Below are 21688 nucleotides of genomic sequence, written 5' to 3' on the forward strand. Positions count from 1 at the left end.
GGCTAGCTGCAAACCGCAATCCCGGACAAAAAAAACCCACCGCAAGCGGTGGGTTTCCAGGGTTCGCCGGGGCTGTCAGGAAGACAGGTAGGACGAACGGGTCAGACCCAGGCGCAGCGCATCGAGGAACTGAGTGCGCTCGGCGGCACTGATCTTGGCGCTGGCCACCTTGTCGCGGTAGTGAGTCATCAACTCCTCCGGCGACAGGTGCACATAGCGCAGCATGTCTTCGATGGTGTCGTGGGTCTCGATCCCGGCGTGGTACACGCTGCCGTTGGCCCGCTGGTAGATGTTCACCGAGTCGGTGTCGCCGAACAGGTTGTGCATGTCACCGAGGATTTCCTGGTAGGCGCCCACCAGGAAGATCCCCAGCAGGTAGTCCTCGCCCTCGTTGAGGCCATGCACTGGCAGGCTGGTCTCGATGCTCTGCTCGTCGACGTACTGCTTGATCTTGCCGTCGGAGTCGCAGGTCAGGTCCTGCAGCACCGCGCGGCGCAGCGGCTCTTCGTCGAGGCGGTGCAGCGGCAGGATCGGCAGGACCTGGCCGATGGCCCAGGTGTCCGGCAGGCTCTGGAACACCGAGAAATTGCAGATGTACTTGTCCGCCAGCTTGTCGTTGAGTTCGTCCAGCACCTGGCGGTGGGAACGCTGGCGCGCCTTGAGTGAGTTGTGCAGGCGCCGGCACACGGCGAAGTAGCACTGCTCGGCCAGGGCTTTTTCGGCCAGGGTCAGTTTGCCATCGGCGTACTGGGCGGCCACGTCGCTCATGTAGTGAGTGGCGCGCCAGTAGGTTTCGGTGACCATCTCAATGTCGGTCGGGCCCAGCAGGTCCACCAGCCATTGCACGGTTTCCGGCAGCTCCTGCTTGTTGTCGATCTGCGGCACGTCGTCGTTGTGCTTTTCGACATCGGTGACCTGCACCACCAGCATGGCGTGGTGGGCGGTCAGGGAGCGGCCGCTCTCGGAGAAGATGTGCGGGTGCGGCAGGTTCTGCGCGTCGCAGAATTCCTTGAGCATGCCCACCACCACGCCGGCGTAGTCGTCCATGTCGTAGTTGATCGAACTGGCATTGCGCGAGTGGGTGCCGTCATAGTCCACGCCCAGGCCGCCGCCGACGTCGATGTGGTCCACCGGCAGGCCGAGGTTGCGCAGCTCGCCGTAGTAGCGGATGGCTTCCTTGAAGCCGTGCTGGTAGTCCGCCAGGTTGGCGATCTGCGAGCCCATGTGGAAGTGCAGCAGGCGGATACCCTGGTCCAGGCCGGCGGCGCGGAAGCGCTCCACCACCGACAGCAGTTGCGCCGCCGACAGACCGAACTTGGACTTCTCGCCACCGGTGTCGGCCCACTTGCTCGACGCCAGGGACGACAGGCGCACCCGCAGGCCCACCTGTGGCTTGACCTTGAGGGACGCCGCTTCCTCGATCACCAGGCCCACTTCGGACTCTTTCTCGATGACGATGAACACGTTGTGGCCCAGCTTCTGGCCCATCAGCGCCAGGCGGATGAACTCGCGGTCCTTGTAGCCGTTGCAGACAATGGTGCCGCCCTTGGGCGCCAGGGCCAGGACTGCCAGCAGCTCCGGCTTGGAGCCGGCTTCCAGGCCGATGGAAACGTTCTGGGTGGCGATGATGTTCTCGATCACCGCTTCTTGCTGGTTGACCTTGATCGGGTACAGCGCGGTGTACTTGCTCTGGTATTCCAGGCGCGCGATGTTGGCGTCGAAAGCGCCGGTCAGCTGACGCACGCGGTCCTGGAGAATGTCCGGAAAACGCACCAGCAACGGCAAAGACAAACCGCTCTTGCGCAGCTCCTCGACCTGCTCGAACAGATCGATGGGCAAGCTGCTCGGGCCGTTGGGGCGAACTTCGACGCGACCGGCGTCATTGATCGCGAAATACCCGGCCCCCCAATGGCGAATCCCGTAGACACTGCGGCTGTCCGCAACGGTCCATTGGCTGCCATCGTCTTTACGTGTGCGTCGTACGGACATCGAAGTCCCCTATAAAGAAGTCATAGAGCGCCGCCCCACTCCAGGGCTGGCGCAGTCTAAAGAATGAAAATGACGATTAGCCTGCAAGCGCAATAGACCGCGCCTGCCGTGCTGAGTTTAGAAACCGTTCATGAACAGGCTCTGTGAAAACCATGGAGACGACGCCGGTGTCCTGAGCGAATCAAGACGGTCCAGTCACAGGTGGTTTTCACAGAGGCTGCTAGCCGCCGGACTTCTTCGCCTTGAAACCGTGCTTGACCAGTTCGGCCAAGAGTAGCTCGACATGGTCGCCCTGGATTTCGATGACGCCGTCTTTCAGGGCGCCACCGGTGCCACAGCGTTTCTTCAGCGTCGTGGCCAGCTCCTTGAGAGCATCTTCGGCCAGGGGCACGCCGGTGATGGTAGTCACCGTCTTGCCGCCACGGCCCTTGCTTTCGCGGCGCACGCGGGCAATGCCGTCGCCGGCCGGGATCACGGTTTGTTTGCAGATACAGGCGGCTACCGGCTGGCTACAGTCCGGGCAATGTCGACCTGCGTCGGTGGAAAATACCAGGCCACCAAGGGCGGCGAAGGATGCGGCTTTTTTGGCCACCGGCAATCCTCTTGGGAGGACAAAGACTGGTCGAAGCACATGGCGGTGCCATCGACCGCGAAGCCCCACTCAGGCAGGGGCAGCGCTACTGAACCAGGGCAGCCTGGTTCAGCTTGAAAAGTCGCGCAGTGTAACGGCAAAAAGCCCGGTTGCTAAGAGCCAATCAGCGCCAATTTATGCAACTTTAGCGACGCCGTGCCAGATAGCGCTGCAAGGCAGCCAGGGAGTCCGGGCAATAGGGCTTTTCGTGGATTTCCCGCAGCACCTGATCCAATGGCAGGAAGTGCGCTTCAAGGACCTCTTCCGGCTGCAGGCGCAGCGGGCCGTCCCACACCGCACAGAACGCCGAGCACCAGAGGCGATTGCCGGTGTCCTCGAAGAAGAAATGATCGTGGGCGACCAGTTCCACCCCGCTCACCCCCAGTTCCTCCTCCAGTTCCCGGGCGGCCGACTCGGCGTAGCTTTCGCTGGCCAGGACCATGCCGCCGGCGGCGACGTCCCAGTAGCCCGGGTAGATGGCCTTGCTCAGGGTACGCCGATGCACGCACAGCTCACCGGCGGAGTTGAACAGCATGATATAGGTGCCACGCCCGATCAGGCCGCGCTCGCGCAGCTCGGAACGGACCATGGCACCCAACAGCTGGTCTTCGCCATCGACCCAGGCAATTTCTTCAGCATCGGAGGCAGCGCGGTGCGCTGCCTCTTTGTCGGTTGCGACCATGGATCAGCCTTGATTGAGCAATTGACGCAAGTCGATGACCGCCGCGTTGGCCCGGGAAATGTAGTTGGCCATCACCAGCGAGTGGTTGGCCAGCATGCCGAAGCCGCTGCCGTTGAGGATCATCGGGCTCCAGACCGGCTCCTGGGAAGCTTCCAGTTCACGGATGATCTGGCGCACGCTGACGGTGGCGTTCTTCTTCGCCAGCACATCGGCGAAGTCCACCTCGATGGCCCGCAGCAGGTGCGACAGCGCCCAGGCCTGGCCACGGGCTTCGTAGAACACGTTGTCGATCTGCATCCAAGGGGTTTCCACCACTTCCTCATCAACCTGCGGGACCTGCCCCGGGGCCGGGACTTCAGTCTTCAGCGCGGTGTTGAGCTTGACCCGGCCGACGCTGGCCGACAGGCGCTGGGACAACGAGCCCAGGCGCGTGCCAACGTCACCCAGCCAGTTGTTGAGGTTGTCGGCGCGGGCATAGAACTGTGCGGTCTTCTGGTTCGGATCGGACAGGCGCGCCTGGTAGCGGCTCAGGGAGTTGATGCCTTCCTGATACTCCGATTCGCTGGACGGCAGGATCCAGCTCTTGTTGTCGAAGTTGAAGCGCGGCTCGGCCTTGGCCAGGTCGGCATCTTCGGCGGACTGCGACTGGGAACGAGCGAAGTCCTTGCGCAGGGCGCGGGTCAGGTCGCGGACCTGGACCAGCACGCCGTATTCCCAGCTCGGCATGTTGTCCATCCACAAGCCTGGTGGAAAACGGTCGTTGGAAATGTAGCCGCCCGGCTTGTCCAGAAGGGTGCCCACCACGGTCTTCAGGGTTTCCACGGTGGTGTAGCCCACTACCATCTGTCGGCCTTCCTTCTCGGCGGCGATCTGGGCGTTCTGCTGGACCGGGAACAGCGCCGGCTCCTCGCTCCAGTACCAGCCCAGGGCACCGGTGACCAGCAGATACAGGCCCAGCAAGGTGGCCAGGGCACGACTGAACAGCAGGCCACCGAAATAGCTGCGTGTCGCCGACTTGGGTTCGGCAGCACGATCCGGCGCGCTGCCTGCGCGATTCTTCCAATCCAGCATGGCTATGTCCTTTCAATCACTTGAGTTCATCGGTTCGACCACAACCCTACTCCATCGTGCCTTGCCTTGACGGGATAAATCTTCCGGCAAATGCGCGCCGCGCAATGATTGCGAATCAGCTGGCCACTATAAATGAAGCACAGTCCGCAGCCTACGCGACCAGTCGGTCAGGAACTGAATAACGTCGCTTTGCACATTATTGACGTACGACACTCATGGGACACAAAAGTGGTGCTAGCATAGAGCCACCAGTCGATCTCAGCATGCACCCTAACTAGTAGTCAGGATATGACCGAGCCAGAAGACCCCAGCCGTGAGCGCCTCAAGCACCACTTTGCCCAGCGGGTAATTCATCAGGCACGTCAGATTCTTGAGATATGGCAGCGTCTGCAACGCAGCGAATGGTCGACCACCGACATGTCGGAGCTGTGCGAGGCCAACCTGCGCCTGCTGCGCTTCGCCGAACGTTTCGAACAGCCCGAACACACCCAACTGGCCCGCAGCATCAGCCAGTCCCTGGAAGCCGTGGACGCCAACCGTGGCCGCCTCAGCAGCAACCTGATCACCGACCTCAACCGCCTGATGCAGCGCCTGTCGCGCACCGGCCTGCGCCACGGCGACCAGTTGGAACAGACCTTCCTGCCGCCCCTGCGCAAACCAATCTATGTGATGTTGCAAGACCACGACCGGGCCGAGCGCCTGGCCAAGCAGTTGGAATTCTTCGGCCTCAGCGCCCAGGCCCTGGACAGCATAGCGGCCTTTCGTTCGTCCATGGTCGAGCGCCTGCCGGCGGCCATTGTCATTGACGTCGACTTTTGCGGCCCCGGCATGGGCCTGACCCTGGCCGCCGAGGCCCAGGTCGGCCTGGAGCAGAAACTCCCGCTGCTGTTCTTCAGCCTGCATGAAACCGATACCCCGACCCGCCTGGCCGCCGTGCGCGCCGGTGGCCAGGAGTTCCTCACCGGCACCCTGGAGGCCTCCAGCCTGTTGGAAAAGATCGAGGTGCTGACCTGCGTCGCCCAGTACGAGCCTTATAAGGTGCTGATCATCGACGACTCCCGGGCCCAGGCCCTGCACACCGAGCGCCTGCTCAACAGTGCCGGGATCGTCACCCGCACCCTGATCGAACCGATCCAGGCCATGGCCGAGCTGGCGGACTTCCAGCCGGACCTGATCATTCTCGACATGTACATGCCGGCCTGCACCGGCACCGAGCTGGCCAAGGTAATCCGCCACAACGACCGCTACGTCAGCGTGCCGATCATCTACCTGTCCGCCGAGGACGACCTGGACAAGCAGCTGGACGCCATGAGCGAAGGCGGCGACGACTTCCTCACCAAGCCGATCAAGCCCCGGCACCTGATCACCACCGTGCGCAACCGCGCGGCCCGGGCGCGCAACCTCAAGGCGCGGATGGTCCGCGACAGCCTCACCGGCCTGTACAACCACACCCATATCCTGCAATTGCTGGAAGACTGCAGCTTCCGCGCCCGTCGCGAGGGCAAGCCGCTGAGCTTCGCCATGCTGGATATCGACCACTTCAAGCGGGTCAACGACAGCCACGGCCACCCCATGGGCGACCGGGTGATCAAGAGCCTGGCGCTGTTTCTCAAACAGCGCCTGCGCAAGACCGACTTCATTGGCCGCTACGGCGGCGAAGAATTTGCCATTGTCATGCCCGACACCGACCAGGACGCCGCATGCAAGGTTCTGGACGAAATCCGCCAGCGCTTTGCCGAGATCCACTACCCGGCCCAGCCCCAGGACCTGTGGTGCACCTTCAGCGCCGGGGTGGTGGAGATGCAGGAAGATTCCGACAGCCTGATGATGGCCAGCCAGGCTGATGAAGCCCTGTACCGGGCCAAGCATGGGGGGCGCAACCGGGTCCAGGCCGCGCGATCAAGTCAAAGTGCCATCTTTTCATCCGAATCCACCGATTCGGTCATAACCTTGTAATACAAACGCAATAAATTCAGGCGCTTACCATTTAAGCCGTTGGTAGAGCCCCGATGCGCCTGAAGCTGCTGACCAATCTCAATACCCTGTTGCTCGTTGCCGTTTGCCTCGCCCTGGGGGCGACGCTGTGGTGGTCGCAACGGGCCCTGGAACGCCCCTATCTATTGATGGAGCGTTACCTGGGGCTGTCCCAGCAGTTTCAGAACCAGGTGGCGCGCAACATCGACGACTACCTGGCCAGCGGCGATGCCCTGCGCCTGAGCAGTGCGGCCCAGGCGCTGGAAACCCTGCAAGGCGAGCTGAGTGAACTGCCGCCACCGCTGGCGCAAAGCCTGCGCCCGAGCCTGGCCAGCCTCGATGCCTTCAGCAAGACCGACCTGCTGGCCGCCGGCAAGCTGGCAGGCGATCCCCAGGCCCTGCTGTTGCAGGCCGAACGCGAGTTGGGCGCGAACCTGGAGCAGCTCAGCCAGTACGCCAGCGGGGCCAGGAGCGCGGAAGCGGCGAACTACCTGCCTTTATTGCTCACCGCCTCCCAGCACCTGGGCAAGCTCTCCCTGGCCCGGGACAAGCTGGTGAGCAGTGGCCGCAGCGAGCTGGCCGCCGATGTGGAACGGGAAGTGAACAGCATCCGCGCCCAGGCCGATCAGCTCGAAGCCCTGCCTTTATTGGGCGTGGCCGCCAGCAGCGAATCGGGCACCGATGATTTCGCCGCCATGATGGGCCTGGAAAACACCGAAAAAGCCGCCGCCGAAGATGCCGGCATAGGCTTCAAGCGTGAACTCAACAGCCTGCTCAGCCGTTATCCGGCAGAACTGCAGCGCACCCGCGAGCAGATCCAGAAGCGCGCCGACCTCGCCGCCGCAACCCTGCTGAAGATCAATGCCGTGCGCCAGGCCATCGCCGAGCTGGAACCGGCGGTACGGGCCCAGCACGGGCAGATCCAGGGCGAAGTGCGGCTGATGCAGGGGCTGATGATCGGCCTGATCCTGTTGATCGCCCTGGTGATCGACACCTTGCAGCGCAAGCTGGCGCGGGTTCTGACCAACCTCGCCCCGGCGCTGTCGACCTGGGCCGAAGGCGACTTCAGCCGACCGATCCAGCTGGGCAAGACCAACCGCGAGCTGCATGACATCGAGGAATCCCTGAACCGCCTGCGGGCCTACCTGGTGGACCTGGTGGGCACCATCCGCCAGAACGCCGAACAAGTGGCCGGCAGCAGCCGCGCCCTGGCCGACCTGAGCAGCGGCCTGCACAGCGGCGCCGAGCGCCAGGCCGGCGATACCGCGCAGATCCGCGATGCCCTGGGCGAACTGGAAGCCACCATCCAGCAGGTCGCCGGGGACGCCAGCCAGGCCGCCGACGCCAGCCGCAGTGCTGGCCTCGCCGTGCAGCAGGGGCAGAAAGTCATAGGCCTGAGCCTCACCGGGCTGCATGCCCTTGTGGGGGAAGTCCAGGGCAACGCGCAGATGATCGAACACCTGGCGCAGGAATCCGCCACCATCGGCGGCGTGCTGACGGTGATCCGCTCCATCGCCGACCAGACCAACCTGCTGGCCCTCAACGCCGCCATCGAAGCTGCCCGCGCCGGGGAAATGGGCCGTGGTTTTGCCGTGGTCGCCGAAGAAGTGCGCTCCCTGGCCCAACGCACCGCCGGGGCCACCGCGGAGATCCAGACCCTGATCGCCGGCCTGCAGGCCGCCGCCCAGCAATCGGTACAAGGCATGCGCGCCCAGGTCGAACACGCCGAAGCCACCGCCGGCCAGGCCCAGGCCGCCGATGGCGCCCTGGACGAAATCGTCGGGGCAATCCAGACCATCGCCGATACCGCCGTGCGGATCGCCGATGTCACTGCCCAGCAGAGCGGCGCGGTGAGCGAAATCCGCGATCACAGCGAACGCATCCACCAGTTGGGCGGCGACAACCTGCTGCGCATCGGCGAAGGCCGGGCCCAGGGCGAAAACCTGCTGGACCTGGGCGGGCAACTGCATACGGCAGTCCAAGCGTTCCGCGTCTAGGCTCTGAAACGGGCGCGCAAACCACAACCCACCGCCATCAGCGGCGAAACGGGCGACAAGAAGCACGCCCCCCTTCCTGAGGGCAAATGACCGGATTTAACCTGTCGGTCACATATTTTGCGCAAACATCGGTCATCGTGCTGGCTATTGCAGAGAACTGGACAGTCATAAAGTCTTTCCGGCATAGTCGCCGGGTTCTGACAACAGCCCCCGATAACAAGGAACAACCGATGGCCACCCTACTGGTTCTTCACGGACCCAACCTGAACCTGCTCGGCACCCGTGAACCGGGGGTCTACGGTGCAACCACCCTGGCCCAGATCAACCAGGACCTGGAGCAGCGGGCCCGTGATGCCGGGCACCATCTGCAGTACCTGCAGAGCAATGCCGAGTACGAATTGATCGAGCGCATCCATGCCGCCCGCGATGAAGGCGTGGATTTCATTTTGATCAATCCAGCAGCTTTTACGCATACAAGCGTCGCATTACGTGACGCGCTGCTGGCGGTGAGCATCCCATTCATCGAAGTGCATTTGTCCAACGTGCACAAACGCGAACCTTTCCGTCATCACTCCTACTTCTCCGATGTTGCGGTGGGAGTGATCTGCGGCCTTGGCGCCAGCGGTTACCGACTGGCCCTGGAGGCCGCCCTAGAACAGCTTGAACGTCAGGCAAACGCTTGAACGACAAGCGATAAACGCCCCTGACCGACCCTTGGGAGTTGACGATTCATGGATATCCGTAAAGTTAAGAAACTGATCGAACTGCTGGAAGAGTCCGGCATCGACGAGCTGGAGATCAAGGAAGGCGAAGAGTCCGTACGCATCAGCCGCCACAGCAAGACTCCAGCCCAGCAGTACTACGCACCGGCTCCGGTTGCCGCTCCAGTGGCTGCACCTGCCGCTGCCGCTCCTGCTGCCGCCGCCGCTCCTGCAGCACCGGCCGCACCCGCGCTGAACGGCACCGTGGCCCGTTCGCCAATGGTTGGTACTTTCTACCGCAAGTCTTCGCCTACCTCGCCAGCCTTCGTTGAAGTCGGCCAGAGCGTGAAGAAGGGCGACACCCTGTGCATCGTCGAAGCGATGAAGATGATGAACCACATCGAAGCTGAAACCAGCGGTGTGATCGAGTCCATTCTTGTCGAAGACGGCCAGCCGGTTGAGTACGACCAACCGCTGTTCACCATCGTTTGAACCGCGGAGAGTCTTTGATGTTGAAGCCTGCGAAGTTGGAAAAAGTCCTGATCGCCAACCGCGGCGAAATCGCCCTGCGGATCCTGCGTGCCTGCAAGGAAATGGGGATCAAGACCGTAGCCGTCTACTCCAAGGCCGACAAGGAGCTGATGCACCTGGGCCTGGCAGACGAATCGGTATGCATCGGCCCTGCGCAAGCCGCGCAGTCCTACCTGCACATCCCGGCCATCATCGCGGCCGCTGAAGTCACTGGCGCCACGGCGATCCACCCTGGCTACGGCTTCCTCGCGGAAAACGCCGACTTCGCCGAACAGGTGGAAAACTCCGGCTTCGCCTTCATCGGCCCGAAAGCCGAGACCATCCGCCTGATGGGCGACAAGGTTTCCGCCAAGCACGCGATGATCGCGGCCGGTGTTCCTACGGTTCCAGGTTCCGACGGCCCGCTGCCGGAAGACGAAGAAACCGCCCTGCGCATCGGCCGTGAAGTCGGCTACCCGGTGATCATCAAGGCCGCTGGCGGCGGTGGTGGTCGCGGCATGCGCGTGGTGCACAAGGAAGAAGACCTGATCGCCTCGGCGAAGCTGACCCGCTCCGAAGCCGGCGCGGCGTTCGGCAACCCGATGGTCTACCTGGAGAAGTTCCTGACCAACCCACGCCACGTGGAAGTCCAGGTGCTGTCCGACGGCCAGGGCAATGCCATCCACCTGGGCGACCGCGACTGCTCGCTGCAGCGTCGGCACCAGAAGGTCCTCGAAGAAGCGCCGGCACCGGGCATCGACGAGACCGCCCGCCAGGAAGTCTTCGCCCGCTGCGTCAAGGCGTGCATCGACATCGGCTACCGCGGCGCCGGCACGTTCGAGTTCCTCTACGAGAACGGCCGCTTCTACTTCATCGAGATGAACACTCGCGTGCAGGTAGAGCACCCGGTATCGGAAATGGTGACCGGTATCGACATCGTCAAGGAAATGCTCAGCATTGCCGCCGGCAACAAGCTGTCGTTCACCCAGGACGACGTCGTGATCCGCGGCCACGCGCTGGAATGCCGGATCAACGCCGAAGACCCGAAAACCTTCATGCCAAGCCCAGGCACGGTCAAGCATTTCCATGCCCCGGGCGGCAACGGCGTGCGCGTCGACTCGCACCTGTACAGCGGTTACGCGGTTCCACCGAACTACGATTCGTTGATCGGCAAGCTGATCACCTACGGGGCCACCCGTGACGAAGCCATGGCGCGCATGCGCAATGCGCTGGACGAAATCGTCGTCGACGGGATCAAGACCAACATCCCGCTGCACCGCGACCTGACCCGTGACGAAGGCTTCTGCAAAGGGGGCGTGAACATTCACTACCTCGAGCACAAGCTGGCCGAGCAACACTGATCGGCACCCGCCACACCGACAAGGCCGCTTTCGAGCGGCCTTGTCGTATCTGCCATTCCCCCTGCCCCTGCAGGAGCGAGCCTGCTCGCGAGCCGCGCAGCGGCCATTCCCTGATCAACCCTCCTTGCGACCAAGCACAGGGCATCCCCCTCGCTCCCAAGGGGCGTCTCGCGTAAACTTGCGCGCTTCTCGCGGCCCACTAGGCTGCACATCACATATTTTCAAAGGTGCCCGCCATGCCTTGGCTGCAAGTCCGTCTCGCCATCAGCCCAGAACAAGCCGAAACCTACGAAGACGCTTTTCTTGAAGTCGGTGCCGTCTCGGTCACCTTCATGGACGCCGAGGATCAGCCGATCTTCGAACCTGAACTGAACACCACCCCGCTCTGGTCCCACACCCATCTGCTGGCCCTGTTCGAGGGCGGCACCGAAGCCGCCAGCGTACTCGCCCACATGGAGCTGCTGACCGGCGGCCCGCTGCCCGAGCATCACAGCGAAGTCATCGAAGACCAGGATTGGGAGCGCAGCTGGATGGACAACTTCCAGCCCATGCGTTTCGGCCAGCGCCTGTGGATCGTTCCCAGCTGGCACGCCGCGCCGGAGCCCGAGGCCGTGAACCTGCTGCTGGACCCGGGCCTGGCCTTCGGCACCGGCACCCACCCGACCACCGCCCTGTGCCTGGAATGGCTGGACGGCCAGGACCTGAAGGACTGCAACGTGCTGGACTTCGGCTGCGGCTCGGGGATCCTGGCCATTGCCGCCCTGTTGCTGGGCGCCAAACAGGCGGTGGGCACCGACATCGACGTGCAAGCCCTGGAAGCCTCCCGTGACAACGCCGGGCGCAACGGCATTGCCGACGAGCTGTTCCCGCTCTACCTGCCCGAGCAACTGCCTCAGGTGCAGGCCGATGTACTGGTGGCCAACATCCTGGCCGGGCCGCTGGTGGCCCTGGCACCGCAGCTTTCGGGGCTGGTCAAGTCCGGCGGACGCCTGGCACTTTCCGGCATCCTTGCCGAGCAGGGCGAGGAAGTCGCCGCGGCTTATGCCCAGGACTTCGATCTGGACCCGATCGCTACCCTTGATGGCTGGGTGCGCATCACCGGCCGTCGGCGCTAGAATGGCCGCCTGCATACTCCGGATGGCCGCATGACCGACAGTTTCGTCACCCAGTGCCCGCATTGCCAAACCCGCTTCCGCGTCAGCCACGCCCAGTTGAGCGTGGCCCGTGGAGTGGTTCGCTGTGGTTCCTGCCTGCAGGTGTTCAATGCCGCGCGGCAGTTGCTCGAGCAACGCGCAGCCAAGGAAGCTGCCACCTCCAAAGCCGCTGCCAAACCCGTAGCGCCGCCCGCTGCTCCCGCTGCTCCCGCTGCTCCCGCTGCTCCCGCGGCTCCCGCGGCAACCGCGGCACCGGCGGCACCGGAACCGGATCTGCCACCCCCCGCGCCCCCAGCCGCCCCTCAACGCGCCATCAGCCAGAAGCAATGGTCGGCCACCGAGATGGACCTGGATCACCTGGACCTCGATGAGGAACTGGCCAAGCTCGAACAGCGCGAAATCCAGCCAGCCAAGGCCTTTGGCCAGGAACGCGAACACAAGGAAGGCAGCCTCAGCGCCCGACGCGATGCCCAGGACGCCGACGAGGCGCACTGGCCGGACGGACTGTTCGGCAGCGCCGCCGAACGGGACGGCAGCGAGCCATCGTCCCTCAAGGTGCAACCGGCCGACGCCGAACCCAGTACCGAACCGCCCAAGCCCAGCCGCACCGAACCGTCGCTGTCGTTCAACCTCGCGGACCTGGACGACGAACCCCTGGCGCCCAGGTTGCGCCTGGACGATGACCTGGAACCTCACTCGCCTGCCAACCAGGACGACGAGCCCGAGCCCGCTGCTTCCGGCAAGAGGCGCCGCGAGCGCAACGAGCCCGGGGTCAAGGAAGAGGTGCTGCTGGACCTGGTGGACGACCCGCTCCACCTCGACTGGCAGAAGCGCCGCTCGCCCTGGGGCAAGCGCCTGCTCTGGCTGCTGCTGATCCTGCTGGCCGCCGGCGGCCTGGTGGGACAATACGTCGCCTATCACTTTGATGAGCTGGCCCGCCAGGACCAGTACCGCCCTTGGTTCCAGCAACTGTGCCCGGAATTCGGCTGCACGGTGCCTTCCCGGGTCGACATCGCCCGGATCAAGAGCAGCAACCTGGTGGTGCGAAGCCATCCGGAATTCAGCGGCGCCCTGGTGGTGGATGCCATCATCTATAACCGCGCGCCCTTCTCCCAACCCTTCCCGCTGCTTGAGCTGCGCTTCGCCGACCTCAACGGCCACCTGATCGCCAGCCGCAGCTTCAAGCCCGGGGAGTACCTGGGCGGTGACTTGCAGGAGGCGGCGGAAATGCCACCGCAGACCCCGATTCACATCGCCCTGGATATTCTTGACCCCGGCCCGAAAGCGGTGAACTACAGTCTGAGTTTCCACTCGCCTGAGTGAATCGGCTGCACGAGTTCACGGACGACTCTGGATTAACGACAGTTTTATGACTGTTTCGCCTGGATTGCTCCCAGGACGTTACAGAAGAACTGTTCAGATTTTATCCAATTCAGCCTTTATCCGGTCATCGAGAGCGGGTATCATGCCAACCCTTTTTCGAACTCTCATGATCCGGCCCCACAACAGGGAAGTCCTATGTCGGCGGTACGCATCGGCCCATATACAGTGCACAACGGTTTGATTCTCGCCCCGATGGCGGGGGTTACAGACCAGCCCTTTCGTCAGCTTTGCAAGCAATTGGGCGCGGGCCTTGTAGTCTCGGAAATGGTCACCAGCGACATGAGCTTGTGGAACAGCCGCAAATCGCGGTTGCGCATGATCCACGAAGGCGATCCCGAGCCTCGCTCGGTGCAGATTGCCGGGGGTGATGCACAGATGCTGGCAGACGCCGCCCGCGCCAACGTCGAGTTGGGCGCACAGATTATTGATATCAACATGGGTTGCCCGGCCAAGAAGGTCTGCAACAAGGCCGCCGGCTCCGCGTTGCTGAAGGACGAAGCCCTGGTCAACGAGATTCTCCAGGCAGTAGTGGCCGCTGTGGATGTACCGGTTACCCTGAAGATCCGCACCGGCTGGGACCGGGAGAACAAGAACGGCCTGACGGTGGCGAAGATCGCCGAGCAGGCCGGCATCACGGCACTGGCGGTCCATGGTCGGACCCGGGCCGACCTGTACACCGGTGAAGCCGAGTACGACACCATTGCCGCGATCAAGCAGGCGGTGTCGATCCCGGTCTTTGCCAATGGCGATATCGACTCGCCGGAAAAGGCCCGGCGGGTGTTGCACGCCACCGGCGCCGACGGGCTGTTGATCGGCCGGGCCGCCCAGGGGCGGCCATGGATTTTTCGTGAGATCGAACACTTCCTCAGTACCGGTGAAACCCTCCCGGCACCGGAGCTGTTCGAAGTGGAACGTATTCTGCTAGAGCACCTGGCCGCGCTGCATGCCTTCTATGGAGAGGTCATGGGCGTACGCATTGCGCGCAAGCATGTGGGCTGGTATCTCGCAACCCTGCCGGGCGCCAGGGAGTTTCGCGCCCACTTCAATCGTTTGGAAGATACGGAAGCACAATGCGCCAACGTTCGTGAGTTCTTTGCCGGACGTTACAAGAGCCTGGAAACAGGGGACGGAGAGGGGGTGGCCGCATGACGATGATGACCGAGACTTTAGTGAGTGGAACAACACCCGTGAGCGACAACGTGAATTTGAAACAGCACCTCAATACACCCAGCGAAGAAGGCCAGACCCTTCGCGGGAGTGTCGAGAAGGCGCTGCACAATTATTTCGCCCACCTTGAGGGCGCTGCCGTCACGGACGTGTACAACCTGGTGCTCTCCGAAGTCGAGGCTCCGTTGCTCGAAAGCGTGATGAACTACGTCAAGGGCAACCAGACCAAGGCCAGCGAACTCCTGGGTCTGAACCGCGGTACCCTGCGCAAGAAACTCAAGCAGTACGATTTGCTGTAAGCATTCAATCAAACCAGAAAGGCGCCCGCGTAAAAAACGGTCGCCTTTTTTGCTGACTCCTTTGCTTTTGATGGAAATTGAGATGACCGACCAGACTACCCGCCTGCCGATCCGCCGCGCCTTGATCAGTGTTTCCGACAAGACCGGGATCCTCGAATTCGCCAAGGAGCTGGAAGCCCTTGGTGTGGAGATCCTCTCCACCGGCGGGACCTTCAAACTGCTGCAGGACAACGGCGTGTCCGCAGTGGAAGTCGCGGATTACACCGGTTTCGCGGAAATGATGGATGGCCGGGTGAAGACCCTGCACCCGAAAATCCACGGCGGTATCCTGGGCCGTCGCGGCATTGACGACGCCATCATGAACGAACACGGGATCAAGCCGATCGACCTGGTCGCGGTCAACCTCTACCCGTTCGAAGCCACCATCAACAAGCCAGGCTGCGACCTGCCGACCGCCATCGAGAACATCGACATCGGCGGCCCGACCATGGTCCGCTCGGCGGCCAAGAACCATAAGGACGTGGCCATCGTGGTCAATGCCAGCGACTACGCCGGCGTCCTGGAAAGCCTCAAGGCCGGTGGCCTGACTTACGCCCAGCGCTTCGACCTGATGCTCAAGGCCTTCGAACACACCGCTGCCTATGACGGCATGATCGCCAACTACATGGGCACCGTGAACCAGGCCGCCGAAACCCTCTCGACATCCGGCCGCAGCGAATTCCCGCGCACCTTCAACAGCCAGTTCATCAAGGCCCAGGAAATGCGCTACGGCGAGAACCCGCACCAGAGCGCGGCGTTCTACGTTGAGGCCAAGCCTGCTGAAGTCGGCATCGCCACCGCGACCCAACTGCAAGGCAAGGAGCTGTCCTACAACAACGTGGCCGACACCGACGCCGCGCTGGAATGCGTGAAGAGCTTCGTCAAGCCGGCCTGCGTCATCGTCAAGCACGCCAACCCGTGCGGCGTGGCGGTCAGCCCGGACGCTGAAGGCGGAATCCGCCAGGCCTACGAACTGGCCTACGCCACCGACACCGAATCGGCCTTCGGCGGCATCATCGCCTTCAACCGCGAGCTGGATGCAGCCACCGCCAAAGCCATCGTCGAGCGTCAGTTCGTCGAAGTGATCATTGCCCCGAGCGTCAGCGAAGAAGCCCGCGCCATTGTCGCTGCCAAGGCCAACGTGCGCCTGCTGGCCTGCGGCCAGTGGTCGGCTGAGCGCGCTGCGGCCTGGGATTACAAGCGCGTCAACGGTGGCCTGCTGGTGCAGAGCCGCGACATCGGCATGATCAGTGCCGATGACCTGAAAGTCGTGACCAAGCGCGCCCCGACCGAGCAAGAGATCAACGACCTGATCTTCGCCTGGAAAGTCGCCAAGTACGTCAAGTCCAACGCCATCGTCTACGCCAAGAACCGCCAGACCATCGGTGTCGGCGCCGGCCAGATGAGCCGTGTGAACTCCGCGCGAATCGCTGCCATCAAGGCCGAGCACGCCGGCTTGCAAGTTGCCGGTTCGGTCATGGCCTCCGATGCGTTCTTCCCGTTCCGCGACGGCCTGGACAACGCCGCCAAGGTCGGCATCACCGCGGTGATCCAGCCCGGCGGCTCGATGCGTGACAACGAAGTGATTGCCGCTGCCGACGAAGCGGGCATTGCCATGGTATTCACCGGCATGCGCCACTTCCGTCACTGATACGACAACGGTCGCACTGACACCGGCATCTGCTGCGTTGGAGCCCACCTCGATGATGCTCATTGCCAACAGGCAACTGCGCTCATCGAGGTGGGCTCCGCCTTGCATCTACCACTGTCATTGCAACCTCCTGAGGCGTCCAGCTCTTCAGGTTCCAAAACAGAATTAGCGTCATCCGAGGTTTTTGAAATGAATGTACTGATCATTGGTAGCGGCGGTCGTGAACACGCTCTGGCCTGGAAAGTCGCTCAGGACCCACGGGTTCAGAAAGTGTTCGTCGCCCCAGGCAACGCCGGCACCGCCATCGAGGCCAAGTGCGAGAACGTCGCCATCGACGTCCTGGCCCTGGAGCAGCTTGCAGACTTTGCTCAGAAGAATGTGTCCCTGACCATCGTCGGCCCGGAAGTGCCGCTGGTGGCTGGCGTGGTCGACCTGTTCCGCTCCCGCGGCCTGGACTGCTTCGGCCCGACGGCCGGTGCTGCGCAGCTGGAAGGTTCGAAAGCCTTCACCAAGGATTTCCTCGCCCGCCACAAGATCCCTACTGCCGACTATCAGAACTTCACCGAGATCGAGCCGGCCCTGGCTTACCTGCGTGAAAAAGGCGCCCCGATCGTGATCAAGGCCGACGGCCTGGCCGCCGGCAAAGGCGTGATCGTCGCCATGACCCTGGCCGAAGCCGAGGAAGCGGTGCGCGACATGCTGGCCGGCAATGCCTTCGGCGACGCCGGTTCCCGCGTGGTGATCGAGGAGTTCCTCGACGGCGAGGAAGCCAGCTTCATCGTCATGGTCGACGGCAAGAACGTGCTGCCCATGGCCACCAGCCAGGACCACAAGCGCGTCGGCGACGGCGACACTGGCCCCAATACCGGTGGCATGGGCGCCTACTCCCCGGCACCGGTGGTCACTTCAGAAGTGCACCAGCGGGTGATGGATCTGGTGATCTGGCCCACCGTGCGCGGCATGGCCGAGGAAGGCAACGTCTACACCGGCTTCCTCTATGCCGGGCTGATGATCGACAAGGCCGGCAACCCGAAAGTCATCGAGTTCAACTGCCGCTTCGGCGACCCGGAAACCCAACCGGTGATGCTGCGCCTGCAATCGAGCCTGGTGCTGCTGGTGGAAGCCGCCCTGGCCCAGGCCCTGGACAAGGTCGAAGCGCAGTGGGACCCACGCCCGAGCCTGGGTATCGTTCTGGCGGCGGGCGGCTATCCAGGGGACTACGCCAAGGGCGCGGCCATCACCGGCCTGGACGCCGCGGCAGCACTGGAAGGCAAGGTGTTCCACGCCGGTACCGCACTCAAGGATGGCCAGGTCGTGACCTCCGGCGGCCGGGTACTGTGCGCTACCGCCATGGGTGACAGCGTCGACGCGGCTCAGCAACAGGCCTACCGCCTGGCGGCCGAGATCGACTGGCAGGGCTGCTTCTACCGCAAGGACATCGGCTACCGTGCCATTGCCCGCGAGCGCGGCCAGGAGTAAGGCTGTCATTGGCCCCGGCAAGGGCATACGCCCTTGCCGTGCGGTCATTACGCCGCGCATAGTTATAATCAGGCATCAACCAACGAAGGGATTTCGCCGTGCGCTGGCTCAGGATTGCCCTAGGCTTCACCGTCACCTTGCTGACCCTGCTCTGCTTGAACCCGGCCTTGGCCGCTCAAGGCAGTGGCTGGGCGGTTTTGCTCGACGAACAGGCCGACCTGCAGCTCAGTGACATCCGCTCCCCACGCTACACCAACCAGTTCAGCCCGATCGAGCTGGACAAGCTCACCGCCGCCGAACCCGATGGCGCCCTGTGGCTACGCTTCAAGCTGCAACCGGGACCCCATGAGCAGATCCTGCGGATCTTCGCCCCCGACCTGTCCCACCTGAACCTCTACGTGCTCGAAGGCGACAAGCTGATCGAGCAAGTGAACACCGGCTCCGGCCCCTCGCAGGCGCAAAAGCCCCTGCCCAGCAGCGACTTCATGCTGCCGCTGCCGCAAAGCGCCAAGCCACTGGACGTCTATGTACGCCTGGTGTCCGAACACGAACTGCGCCCCTTCATCACCCTGCAATCGGCGGTGATGGGCGCGGCCGACCAGAGCCAGACGCTGATCTACGGCCTGCTCTTCGGCTGCCTGGCGATGCTGATCCTGCACAACCTCACCCGGTTCGCTTACACCCGCTCGCGCAGCAGCCTGTGGCTGGCAGCCTGCGAAGGGCTGCTGACCCTCAGCCTGCTGATGCTGCTGAACCTGTTCGGGCCCTGGCTCCCGGCCTGGGAAGCCCTGCAGACGCCGGGGGCCTATATCGCCCTGCTGCTGACCGCCCCCTGCGGGATGATGTTCGCCTACCGCTTTTTCGCCCCCCTGGGCGCGCATCCCCTGAACCGCCTGCTGCTGGGCAACATCCTGCTGATCAGCCTGTTCGGCCTGTTGCTGCTGTTCGTCGATACCCTGCCGCTGAACATCATCACCTACGGCCTGGTGGCCCTGGCCGGCCTGAGCATGCTGTTCGTCGGCGGCTATCACTGGCACAAGGGCTATCGCCCGGCGCGCCTGTTCGTCGCCGCCATGGTGATCTTCAACCTCGGCACCCTGGTGATCCTGCCGGCCCTGCTGGGGCTGACCCTGGTGGCCCCGCAAGGCCTGATCGTCACCCTCTTGAGCGTGGTGTGCATCGCCGGGCTGCTGATGAGCATTGCCCTGGGCGAGCGCCAGCGCAACATCACCGAGAACCGCTTCAGCGTCAGCCGCGACCTGGCCGCCAGCACCGCCGAGGTCAATGCCAAGGCCGAGTTCCTGGCCAAGATCAGCCACGAGATCCGCACCCCGATGAACGGCGTGCTGGGCATGACCGAGCTGCTGCTGGGCACCCCGCTGTCGGTCAAGCAGCGCGATTACGTACAGACCATCCACAGTGCCGGCAACGAGCTGCTGACCCTGATCAACGAGATCCTCGACATCTCCAAGCTGGAGTCCGGGCAGATCGAACTGGACGATGTGCAGTTCGACCTCAATGCCCTGATCGAAGACTGCCTGAGCATCTTCCGGGCCAAGGCCGAACAGCAGAACGTCGAGCTGATCAGTTTCATCCAGCCCCAGGTGCCAAGGGTCATCAGCGGTGACCCGACACGCCTGCGCCAGGCCCTGCTGAGCCTGTTGGAACATGCCCTGAAGAAGACCGATGAAGGCGAAGTGCTGATCGTCGTCGCCCTCGACGAGCGCAGCAGCAAACCGCGCCTGCGCATCGCCGTGCAGGACAGCGGCCAGCCGATGGAGGCCGAAGAGCGCGAAGCTCTGCTGCACACCGAGCTGCACAGCAAGAACTTCCTCGCCACCACCCGCCTGGGGGGCAACCTGGGGCTGGTAATCGCCCGTCAACTGATCCTGCTGATGCATGGCGAGTTCGGCATCAAGAGCGGCACCAACCAGGGCAGCACCCTGTGGCTGACCCTGCCCCTGGATGCCGAGCGCCTGGAACAACCGACCGCTGACCTCGACGGCCCCCTGCAGGGCGCGCGGGTACTGGTGGTGGACGACAACGACACCTGCCGCAAGGTGCTGGTACAGCAGTGCAGTGCCTGGGGCCTGAACGTCAGCGCCGTGCCATCGGGCAAGGAAGCCCTGGCCCTGCTACGCACCAAGGCGCACCTGCGGGACTACTTCGACGTGGTACTACTGGACCAGAACATGCCCGGCATGACCGGCATGCAACTGGCGGCCAAGATCAAGGAAGACCCGAGCCTGAACCACGACATCCTGCTGATCATGCTCACCGGCATCAGCAATGCGCCGAGCAAGGTGATTGCACGCAATGCCGGGATCAAGCGCATCCTCGCCAAGCCAGTGGCCGGCTACACCCTCAAGACCACCCTGGCGGACGAACTCAATCAGCGCGACAAGGCCCCCGCCGCCCCCTACAACCAGCCGGCGCACGCTGCCCAGGCCCCGGCGCCGGTCACCGTGCCCAGCGACTTCCGCATCCTGGTGGCCGAGGACAACAGCATTTCCACCAAGGTCATCCGCGGCATGCTCGGCAAGCTCAACCTGCAGCCCGATACCGCCAGCAACGGCGAGGAAGCCTTGCAGGCAATGAAAGCCAACCGCTACGACCTGGTACTGATGGACTGCGAAATGCCGGTGCTCGACGGCTTCTCCGCCACCCAGCAACTGCGCGCCTGGGAGGTCGGCAACCAACGGGTACGTACCCCGGTAGTGGCGCTCACCGCGCACATCCTCGCCGAGCACAAGGAGCGCGCGCGCCAGGCCGGCATGGACGGGCACATGGCCAAGCCCGTGGAGCTCTCGCAACTGCGGGAACTGGTGGAACACTGGGTGACCCAGCGCGACCTGCGCGAACGCAGCACCGCACACACCAGTTGAGCCGACAGGCTCTGCGGCGCCTGTTAAACTCTCGCTCGCCCTCCTTTAGTCGTGAGCTCCCACCATGCTCCACGTGCTGTTCAGCGTTTACCTGAAGATGCTGGTGCTCTACAGCCCCTTCTTCGTGCTCTCGTGCTTCATCAGCCTGACCCGCGGCTATTCGCTCAAGGAGCGCCGGCGCCTGGCCTGGAAAGTGGCCCTGGCGACCCTGGTCTCCAGCATCCTGCTGTACCTGTTCGGCCGGGTCATCTTCGGCGTGTTCGGCATCACCGTGGACGCCTTCCGCATCGGCGCCGGCAGCGTGCTGTTCATCTCGGCCCTGGGCATGGCCCAGGGCAAGTCGGCGGTACAGACCGACAACGTGCAGCAGGACGTGACCATAGTGCCGCTGACCATTCCCCTGACCGTAGGCCCGGGCACCATCGGCGCCCTGCTGGTGATGGGCGTCAGCCAGCCGCACTGGGACGACAAGCTCACCGCCATCCTCAGCATCGCCCTGGCCAGCCTCACCGTGGGGGTGGTGCTGTACCTGTCCAACCGCATCGAACGCATCCTCGGCGACCAGGGCTTGCAGATCGTCAGCCGGCTGATGGGGCTGTTCGTCTGTGCCCTGGCGGCGCAGATCATCTTTACCGGGGTAAGGGGTTACCTGGTCCCTTAGGTCCGCCTGGTCTCGAACCTGTAGGAAACCTTCCCAGCAGTAGCAGGAACCGCA

Annotated in this window: 17 protein-coding genes; 13 read left to right on the forward strand and 4 right to left on the reverse strand. The window is 63.5% G+C overall.

What is annotated here, in order from left to right:
- Positions 1-75: 75 nt before the first annotated feature.
- The 4 genes from speA to KCG88_RS20410 all read right to left on the reverse strand — a co-directional run bounded on the left by speA (position 76) and on the right by KCG88_RS20410 (position 4373).
- Complete coding sequence (gene speA / locus KCG88_RS20395) at positions 76-1989, reverse strand: arginine decarboxylase (protein ID WP_047283753.1); 1914 nt, start codon at positions 1987-1989, stop codon at positions 76-78.
- Positions 1990-2209: 220 nt separating this feature from the next.
- Positions 2210-2581, reverse strand: coding sequence for a translation initiation factor Sui1 (locus KCG88_RS20400; RefSeq protein WP_015634001.1), 372 nt, complete (start codon positions 2579-2581; stop codon positions 2210-2212).
- Positions 2582-2765: 184 nt separating this feature from the next.
- Positions 2766-3302, reverse strand: a complete 537-nt coding sequence (locus tag KCG88_RS20405; protein ID WP_047283752.1) for an NUDIX hydrolase — start codon at positions 3300-3302, stop codon at positions 2766-2768.
- Positions 3303-3305: 3 nt separating this feature from the next.
- Positions 3306-4373, reverse strand: coding sequence for a DUF2333 family protein (locus tag KCG88_RS20410; protein WP_047283751.1), 1068 nt, complete (start codon positions 4371-4373; stop codon positions 3306-3308).
- Positions 4374-4661: 288 nt separating this feature from the next.
- Here KCG88_RS20410 and gcbA point away from each other — a divergent pair, with 288 nt between their 5' ends.
- The 13 genes from gcbA (at position 4662) to KCG88_RS20475 (ending at position 21634) form a co-directional block, all read left to right on the forward strand.
- The gene (gene gcbA / locus KCG88_RS20415; protein ID WP_047283750.1) at positions 4662-6329 is read left to right on the forward strand and encodes a diguanylate cyclase GcbA; all 1668 of its coding nucleotides are present in this window, start codon (positions 4662-4664) and stop codon (positions 6327-6329) included.
- Between the two features lie 53 nt (positions 6330-6382).
- Positions 6383-8344: a methyl-accepting chemotaxis protein gene (locus tag KCG88_RS20420; RefSeq protein WP_210712995.1), complete on the forward strand. Its 1962-nt coding sequence runs from the start codon at positions 6383-6385 to the stop codon at positions 8342-8344.
- A 230-nt stretch (positions 8345-8574) separates the two neighbouring features.
- Positions 8575-9027 carry a type II 3-dehydroquinate dehydratase gene (gene aroQ / locus KCG88_RS20425; RefSeq protein ID WP_011059042.1) on the forward strand — a complete coding sequence of 151 codons (453 nt, stop codon included), beginning with the start codon at positions 8575-8577 and terminating at the stop codon, positions 9025-9027.
- Between the two features lie 48 nt (positions 9028-9075).
- Positions 9076-9537, forward strand: coding sequence for an acetyl-CoA carboxylase biotin carboxyl carrier protein (accB, locus tag KCG88_RS20430; protein WP_015633997.1), 462 nt, complete (start codon positions 9076-9078; stop codon positions 9535-9537).
- Positions 9538-9554: 17 nt separating this feature from the next.
- A complete protein-coding gene (accC, locus tag KCG88_RS20435; protein WP_015633996.1) occupies positions 9555-10916 on the forward strand; it encodes an acetyl-CoA carboxylase biotin carboxylase subunit in 1362 nt (453 codons plus the stop codon).
- A gap of 236 nt (positions 10917-11152) precedes the next feature.
- The gene (prmA, locus tag KCG88_RS20440; RefSeq protein ID WP_011059039.1) at positions 11153-12031 is read left to right on the forward strand and encodes a 50S ribosomal protein L11 methyltransferase; all 879 of its coding nucleotides are present in this window, start codon (positions 11153-11155) and stop codon (positions 12029-12031) included.
- Positions 12032-12061: 30 nt separating this feature from the next.
- Positions 12062-13393 (forward strand): DUF3426 domain-containing protein, encoded by a 1332-nt coding sequence (locus tag KCG88_RS20445; RefSeq protein WP_210712996.1) that lies wholly within the window; start codon positions 12062-12064, stop codon positions 13391-13393.
- A gap of 195 nt (positions 13394-13588) precedes the next feature.
- The gene (dusB, locus tag KCG88_RS20450) at positions 13589-14602 is read left to right on the forward strand and encodes a tRNA dihydrouridine synthase DusB (protein ID WP_047283747.1); all 1014 of its coding nucleotides are present in this window, start codon (positions 13589-13591) and stop codon (positions 14600-14602) included.
- Entirely contained in the window at positions 14599-14919 is a 321-nt protein-coding gene (fis, locus tag KCG88_RS20455) for a DNA-binding transcriptional regulator Fis (protein ID WP_003186237.1), read from the forward strand. Before dusB ends, fis begins: the two co-directional genes overlap by 4 nt.
- Positions 14920-15001: 82 nt before the next feature.
- Positions 15002-16609, forward strand: a complete 1608-nt coding sequence (purH, locus tag KCG88_RS20460) for a bifunctional phosphoribosylaminoimidazolecarboxamide formyltransferase/IMP cyclohydrolase (RefSeq protein ID WP_011059036.1) — start codon at positions 15002-15004, stop codon at positions 16607-16609.
- Positions 16610-16798: 189 nt separating this feature from the next.
- Positions 16799-18088: a phosphoribosylamine--glycine ligase gene (gene purD, locus KCG88_RS20465; protein WP_011059035.1), complete on the forward strand. Its 1290-nt coding sequence runs from the start codon at positions 16799-16801 to the stop codon at positions 18086-18088.
- Positions 18089-18186: 98 nt separating this feature from the next.
- Entirely contained in the window at positions 18187-20973 is a 2787-nt protein-coding gene (locus KCG88_RS20470; protein WP_047283744.1) for a hybrid sensor histidine kinase/response regulator, read from the forward strand.
- Positions 20974-21037: 64 nt separating this feature from the next.
- Entirely contained in the window at positions 21038-21634 is a 597-nt protein-coding gene (locus KCG88_RS20475) for a MarC family protein (protein WP_011059033.1), read from the forward strand.
- The last annotated feature ends 54 nt before the right edge of the window (positions 21635-21688 follow it).

Origin of the sequence: Pseudomonas sp. MWU349, assembly GCF_017947325.1 — a bacterium.
GTDB lineage: Bacteria > Pseudomonadota > Gammaproteobacteria > Pseudomonadales > Pseudomonadaceae > Aquipseudomonas > Aquipseudomonas protegens.

Bases quoted from the DNA above. Each gene is read 5' to 3' on its own strand.
- speA (WP_047283753.1), bottom strand. From the start codon at position 1,989: ATGTCCGTACGACGCACACGTAAAGACGATGGCAGCCAATGGACCGTT.
- KCG88_RS20405 (WP_047283752.1), bottom strand. From the start codon at position 3,302: ATGGTCGCAACCGACAAAGAGGCAGCGCACCGCGCTGCCTCCGATGCT.
- KCG88_RS20410 (WP_047283751.1), bottom strand. From the start codon at position 4,373: ATGCTGGATTGGAAGAATCGCGCAGGCAGCGCGCCGGATCGTGCTGCC.
- gcbA (WP_047283750.1), top strand. From the start codon at position 4,662: ATGACCGAGCCAGAAGACCCCAGCCGTGAGCGCCTCAAGCACCACTTT.
- KCG88_RS20420 (WP_210712995.1), top strand. From the start codon at position 6,383: ATGCGCCTGAAGCTGCTGACCAATCTCAATACCCTGTTGCTCGTTGCC.
- aroQ (WP_011059042.1), top strand. From the start codon at position 8,575: ATGGCCACCCTACTGGTTCTTCACGGACCCAACCTGAACCTGCTCGGC.
- accB (WP_015633997.1), top strand. From the start codon at position 9,076: ATGGATATCCGTAAAGTTAAGAAACTGATCGAACTGCTGGAAGAGTCC.
- accC (WP_015633996.1), top strand. From the start codon at position 9,555: ATGTTGAAGCCTGCGAAGTTGGAAAAAGTCCTGATCGCCAACCGCGGC.
- prmA (WP_011059039.1), top strand. From the start codon at position 11,153: ATGCCTTGGCTGCAAGTCCGTCTCGCCATCAGCCCAGAACAAGCCGAA.
- KCG88_RS20445 (WP_210712996.1), top strand. From the start codon at position 12,062: ATGACCGACAGTTTCGTCACCCAGTGCCCGCATTGCCAAACCCGCTTC.
- dusB (WP_047283747.1), top strand. From the start codon at position 13,589: ATGTCGGCGGTACGCATCGGCCCATATACAGTGCACAACGGTTTGATT.
- fis (WP_003186237.1), top strand. From the start codon at position 14,599: ATGACGATGATGACCGAGACTTTAGTGAGTGGAACAACACCCGTGAGC.
- purH (WP_011059036.1), top strand. From the start codon at position 15,002: ATGACCGACCAGACTACCCGCCTGCCGATCCGCCGCGCCTTGATCAGT.
- purD (WP_011059035.1), top strand. From the start codon at position 16,799: ATGAATGTACTGATCATTGGTAGCGGCGGTCGTGAACACGCTCTGGCC.
- KCG88_RS20475 (WP_011059033.1), top strand. From the start codon at position 21,038: ATGCTCCACGTGCTGTTCAGCGTTTACCTGAAGATGCTGGTGCTCTAC.